Origin of the sequence: Phenylobacterium sp. (genome assembly GCF_036723115.1) — a bacterium.
In the GTDB taxonomy this organism is placed as follows: domain Bacteria; phylum Pseudomonadota; class Alphaproteobacteria; order Caulobacterales; family Caulobacteraceae; genus Phenylobacterium.
The window spans coordinates 1-4954 of sequence record NZ_DAIMHV010000181.1 but is presented as its reverse complement, the minus strand read 5'-3'; the positions used below and the strand labels follow the sequence as shown (position 1 = coordinate 4954).

5 protein-coding genes are annotated in these 4954 nt (G+C 67.1%); all 5 read right to left on the bottom strand.

What is annotated here, in order from left to right; all coding sequences use genetic code 11:
• Nucleotides 1-15: 15 nt before the first annotated feature.
• Complete coding sequence (gene pnp, locus V7D28_RS13860; RefSeq protein ID WP_333587974.1) at nucleotides 16-2154, bottom strand: polyribonucleotide nucleotidyltransferase; 2139 nt, start codon at nucleotides 2152-2154, stop codon at nucleotides 16-18.
• Between the two features lie 405 nt (nucleotides 2155-2559).
• Nucleotides 2560-2829 carry a 30S ribosomal protein S15 gene (rpsO, locus tag V7D28_RS13855; RefSeq protein WP_333587973.1) on the bottom strand — a complete coding sequence of 90 codons (270 nt, stop codon included), beginning with the start codon at nucleotides 2827-2829 and terminating at the stop codon, nucleotides 2560-2562.
• A gap of 15 nt (nucleotides 2830-2844) precedes the next feature.
• On the bottom strand, nucleotides 2845-3777 hold the full coding sequence (truB, locus tag V7D28_RS13850) for a tRNA pseudouridine(55) synthase TruB (protein ID WP_333587972.1): 933 nt from the start codon (nucleotides 3775-3777) through the stop codon (nucleotides 2845-2847).
• A gap of 4 nt (nucleotides 3778-3781) precedes the next feature.
• Nucleotides 3782-4237 carry a 30S ribosome-binding factor RbfA gene (gene rbfA / locus V7D28_RS13845; RefSeq protein ID WP_333587971.1) on the bottom strand — a complete coding sequence of 152 codons (456 nt, stop codon included), beginning with the start codon at nucleotides 4235-4237 and terminating at the stop codon, nucleotides 3782-3784.
• Between the two features lie 130 nt (nucleotides 4238-4367).
• Nucleotides 4368-4954 (bottom strand): dienelactone hydrolase family protein (locus V7D28_RS13840; RefSeq protein ID WP_333587970.1); only part of this gene is annotated, 587 nt, incomplete at its 5' end.

Sequence of the window (4954 nt, the reverse complement as noted above, 5' to 3'; positions counted from 1 at the left end):
GACCGGAACGGCGCCTTAGGCGTCGGCCGCGGCGCCTTCCGTCTTGGACAGGTCTTCACCCGTCTGCTGGTCCACGATCTTCATGGACAGGCGGGTCTTGCCGCGATCGTCGAAGCCCAGAAGCTTGACCTTCACTTCCTGACCTTCGGTGAGCACGTCGGAGACCTTGCCCACGCGCTCATTGGAGATCTGGCTCACATGAACCAGGCCGTCCTTGGCGCCGAAGAAGTTCACGAAGGCGCCGAAGTCCACCACCTTGACCACCTTGCCGGTGTAAATGGCGCCGATCTCCGGCTCCGAGGCGATGGACTTGATCCAGTCGCGGGCGGCGTCGATCTTGGACTGCTCGGAGGCGGCGATCTTGATCGTGCCGTCGTCGGAGATGTCGACCTTGGCGCCGGTCTCGGCGACGATCTCGCGGATCACCTTGCCGCCGGAACCGATGACTTCGCGGATCTTGTCCACCGCGATCTTCATGGTTTCGATCTTGGGCGCGTACTCACCGAGCTCGGTGCGCGGCGCGTCCATGGCCTTGGTCATCTCGTCGAGGATGTGCTGGCGGCCGGCCTTGGCCTGCTCCAGCGCCTTCTTCATGATCTCCTCGGTGATGCCGGCGATCTTGATGTCCATCTGCAGCGAGGTGATGCCATCAGCCGTGCCGGCCACCTTGAAGTCCATGTCGCCCAGGTGATCTTCGTCGCCCAGGATGTCGGACAGGACCGCAAAGCCGTCGGACTCCAGGATCAGGCCCATGGCGATGCCGGAGACCGGCTTCTTCAGGGGCACGCCCGCATCCATCATGGCCAGAGAGGCGCCGCAGACCGTGGCCATGGAGGAGGAGCCGTTGGACTCCAGGATCTCCGAGACCAGGCGGATGGTGTAGGGGAAGTCTTCCGTGGCCGGCAGAACCGGCCGGACGGCGCGCCAGGCGAGCTTGCCGTGGCCGATTTCACGACGGCCGGGCGAACCCATGCGGCCGGCTTCCCCGACGCTGAAGGGAGGGAAGTTGTAGTGGAGAAGGAACTTCTCCTTATAGGTGCCTTCCAGGGCGTCGATGAACTGCTCGTCGTCGCCGGTGCCCAGGGTGGCGACCACCAGGGCCTGGGTCTCACCGCGGGTGAACAGGGCCGAGCCGTGGGCCCGGGGCAGGACGCCCACTTCCGAAACGATGGGACGGACCTTGTCGACGGTGCGGCCGTCGATGCGCAGGCCGGTGTCGAGGATGCCGCGGCGGACCACGTCGGCCTCGAGTTCCTTGAACACGCCGGCCAGCTTCTGAGCGTCGGCGCCGTCCGGGTTGGCCTCGGATTTGACCATGGCTTCGACCGCCTTGGCCTTGGCCTGGCCGAGCGCCTCGTAACGGTCCTGCTTCTTGGTGATCTTGTAGGCGGCCGCGATATCGGCGCCCACCAGAGCCTTCATCTTCGCCTTCAGGGCGTCGGTATCCTCGGCCTCGAACTCGAAGGGCTCCTTGGCCGAATGCTCAGCCAGTTCGATGATCGCCTCGATCACCGGCTGGATGGACTTGTGCGCGAAGGAGACGCCGCCCAGGACCTGCTCTTCGGTCAGTTCCTGGATTTCGGATTCCACCATCATGACCGCGTCGGCCGTACCGGCCACCACGAGGTCCATCTGGGTTTCCTTCATCTGCTCCAGCGTCGGATTGAGCACGTACTCGCCGTCGATGAAGCCCACGCGGGCCGCGCCGATGGGGCCCATGAAGGGGGCGCCGGAGATCACCAGGGCCGCCGAGGAGGCGACCAGGGCGACGATGTCGGGATCGTTCTCAAGGTCGTGGGCCAGGACGGTGACGACCACCTGGACTTCGTTCTTGAAGCCCTTGACGAACAGGGGGCGGATCGGACGGTCGATCAGGCGGGAGACCAGGGTTTCCTTTTCCGAGGGCCGGCCTTCACGCTTGAAGAAGCCGCCGGGAATCTTGCCCGCGGCATAGGTCTTTTCCTGATAGTTGACGGTCAGGGGGAAGAAGTCCTGACCCGGCTTGGCGCTCTTGGCGTAGACGGCGGTGGCCAGCACCACGGTCTCGCCATAGGTGGCCAGCACCGCGCCGTCAGCCTGACGGGCCATGCGGCCGGTTTCGAGGGTCAGCGTCTTGCCGCCCCACTCGATGGTCTTACGTTTGATATCGAACATGATTTTCTTCTTTCAGATCCCGCAGGCGTATTCCTGGCGGGGGCGGACAGGGCGTCGGACTTCCGAAATCCTCTCCAGGTGAACAGGCAGATGAGGATTTCGTCTGAACCCTCGGCGTACGTCTGTGTGGGGCCTTAGAGCCTGATGCGATCAGACGGAACCGTCTGATCGTTGAATCAGGCTCTAAACTCAAAGACTTGAGCGCGTTTCGATCCGATAACCGGTTCCCACTTATCGGAACGCGCTCTAGGCCCCGGGGCCGCCGGTCGCCCGTCCTGGCCTGTGCGGACGGGCGGCGGCCGTAAAGCGGCGCGCCGCACGGGGCGAGGCGCCGGGTGGAACCCAAGACTTGCGGGTCCCGATATGCAACGCCCCCGCGCAAGGGCGGGGGCGGTACGGAGGTCCTTAACGGCGGAGGCCGAGGACCTCGATGAGCGCCTGATAGCGGCCCTGGTCGGACTTCTTCAGGTGATCGAGGAGCGACCGGCGCTGGGAGACGAGCTTGAGCAGGCCCCGGCGCGAGTGGTTGTCCTTCTTGTGGGTCTTGAAGTGCTCGGTGAGATTGACGATCCGTTCGGTCAGGATCGCCACCTGCACTTCGGCGCTTCCGGTGTCACCCTCGCCGCGGGCGTGGGACTTGATGATTTCCGCCTTGCGGTCGGCCGTGATCGACATCGGGTTGTCTCCGCTCTAATCGAGATGAAAGACCCGCGACGGCTCGAGCTTGCCGGCGCGCATCTCGCAGAGGGCGACCATCCGATCCCGGCATAGGGCTGAAACGGTTCGAGAGCCCGGCGACAGCCTGGCCCTCAAGTCTTCAACCTGTCGGGGAACGAGAACGATCGACCGTCCCTGCTTGAGCCGGAAGGCGTCTTCATCGGTCACGGCCAGCGCCGGGATGTCGTCCAGCGCGGTCTCGACCGGAAGCAGGGCCTCCGACTGGCGGGCCTTATGCCCCAAATCCTCAAGTAAATCCAGTCCGATCGCCGCGCCCTCGGTAAAGGGGCCCACGCGGGTGCGGCGCAGGTCGCGCACATGGGCCTCGGCCCCGAGGCGGGCGGCCAGATCCCGGACCACCGCGCGGACATAGGCGCCCTTGCCGCAGTCCATGACCAGCTCCAGATGGTCAGCATCCAGGGGCTGGCCGAGGGCCAGGCCGTGGATCATCACCGGGCGGGCGGCCAGCTCTACGTTCTCGCCGGCCCGGGCCAGATCATAGGCCCGCTCGCCATCCACCTTGATGGCCGAATAGGCCGGCGGAACCTGCATCACCTGGCCCTCGAACTCGCCGAGCACAGCCTTCACCTGATCGGGCGTGGGACGCACGTCCGAGCGGCCGGTCACCTCGCCTTCCCGGTCCAGGGTGGTGGTGGAGGTCCCCCAGGCGATGGTGAAACGATAGGCCTTTTCGGCCTCCATCATGAAGGCCACGGTCTTGGTGGCCTCCCCCAGCGCGATGGGCAGGACCCCGGTGGCCAGGGGATCGAGGGTGCCGGCATGGCCCGCCTTCTGGGCGTTGAAGATGCGGCGCACCCGGCTGACAGCCTGGGTGGAGGTCAGGTCATAGGGCTTGTCCAGGCAGATCCAGCCGGACACCGCCTCTCCCTTGCGACGACGGCCCATGGGGTCAGTCCCCTTCGCCGTCGCCGTCGCGCTCGCCTTCGGCGGCGCGGGCCAGGTCCTGGCGCACCCTGGGATCGTCGAACAGCCGGTCCATCCGCGCTGCGGCGTCGAAGGTCTCATCGTGCAGGAACTTCAGTTCCGGGGTGGCGCGCATGTCGATCATCCGCCCCAGCCGCCCGCGGAAGAACTTCGAGGCCCGGTTCATGGCCGCGGTGACCTCCGCGGCGTTTTCCCCGCCCAGGGGCTGAATGAAGCAGATGGCGTGGCGCAGGTCGGGGCTGACCCGGACCTCGGTGACGGTCACCGAGACCCCGGACAGGACCGGGTCGTCCAGGTCCTCTTCGCGGAGGATCTCCACCAGGGCGTGGCGCACCAGTTCGCCGGCGCGCAGCTGGCGCTGGCTCGGTCCCTTGGGGGCGGGACGGCCGCTGGGGCCGCGGGAGGGAGGACGACGGGTCATGGAGGGCGCTCTTCAGATCATAGGCCTGGCCGGCGGATCGAACGCCCGGCGCAGGGAAGGGCGCGCTTCTACAGCGCGTTCCCATCGGTGGAAACCGATTATCGGCGCAAAATGCGCCCCGGAAAAGGCGTCACGGGGCCGGGGCGTCCCCGCCGCCCGCCCCCGTCCGCTGGGCGAAGAAGGCGATCACCCGTTCGGCCGCCGCCGCCGTCGGCCCCTGGCGGTCCAGGTGCAGGGTCAAGGTCGAGTGGGGCGGGATGTCGGAGGGGGAGGCGTCGGCGTCCTCCAGTTCGATCGCCTCGAAGCGAGCGCCGAACGCGGCCCGGTAGCGGTCGAAGCGCGCCTGACCCACCAGGGCGTCGCCCTTGAAGCGCAGGCCGATCATGGAGAGATCCTCGGCCTCGAAACGGGCCTTGGCGCAGGCGATCTCGGCCGGGCTTACACCCAGGCCTGCCGCCCGCCGACGGGAGCCGGCGATCAGCGGCAGCGAAGGCTGGGCCAGGACCGGCGCCACCACGGAGGGCTCGGTCATCATGGCCAGGGCGAAGCCGCCGGTGAAGCACATGCCCACCGCGCCCACCCCGCGGCCGCCGCAGGCGCCGTGCGCCTCCCGCGCCAGGGCGCGCAGCCAATCGACGATCGGGCTGGAGCGGTCGCTGGCCCAGACGTTGAACTCGCGACGGATGCAGATGGCCTTGAGCGCCTCGCCCATCAGAT

What these genes read in the sequence shown, in the direction of transcription:
- rpsO (WP_333587973.1), bottom strand. Translation starts at nt 2,829, where the DNA reads ATGTCGATCACGGCCGACCGCAAGGCGGAAATCATCAAGTCCCACGCC.
- rbfA (WP_333587971.1), bottom strand. Translation starts at nt 4,237, where the DNA reads ATGACCCGTCGTCCTCCCTCCCGCGGCCCCAGCGGCCGTCCCGCCCCC.
- pnp (WP_333587974.1), bottom strand. Translation starts at nt 2,154, where the DNA reads ATGTTCGATATCAAACGTAAGACCATCGAGTGGGGCGGCAAGACGCTG.
- truB (WP_333587972.1), bottom strand. Translation starts at nt 3,777, where the DNA reads ATGGGCCGTCGTCGCAAGGGAGAGGCGGTGTCCGGCTGGATCTGCCTG.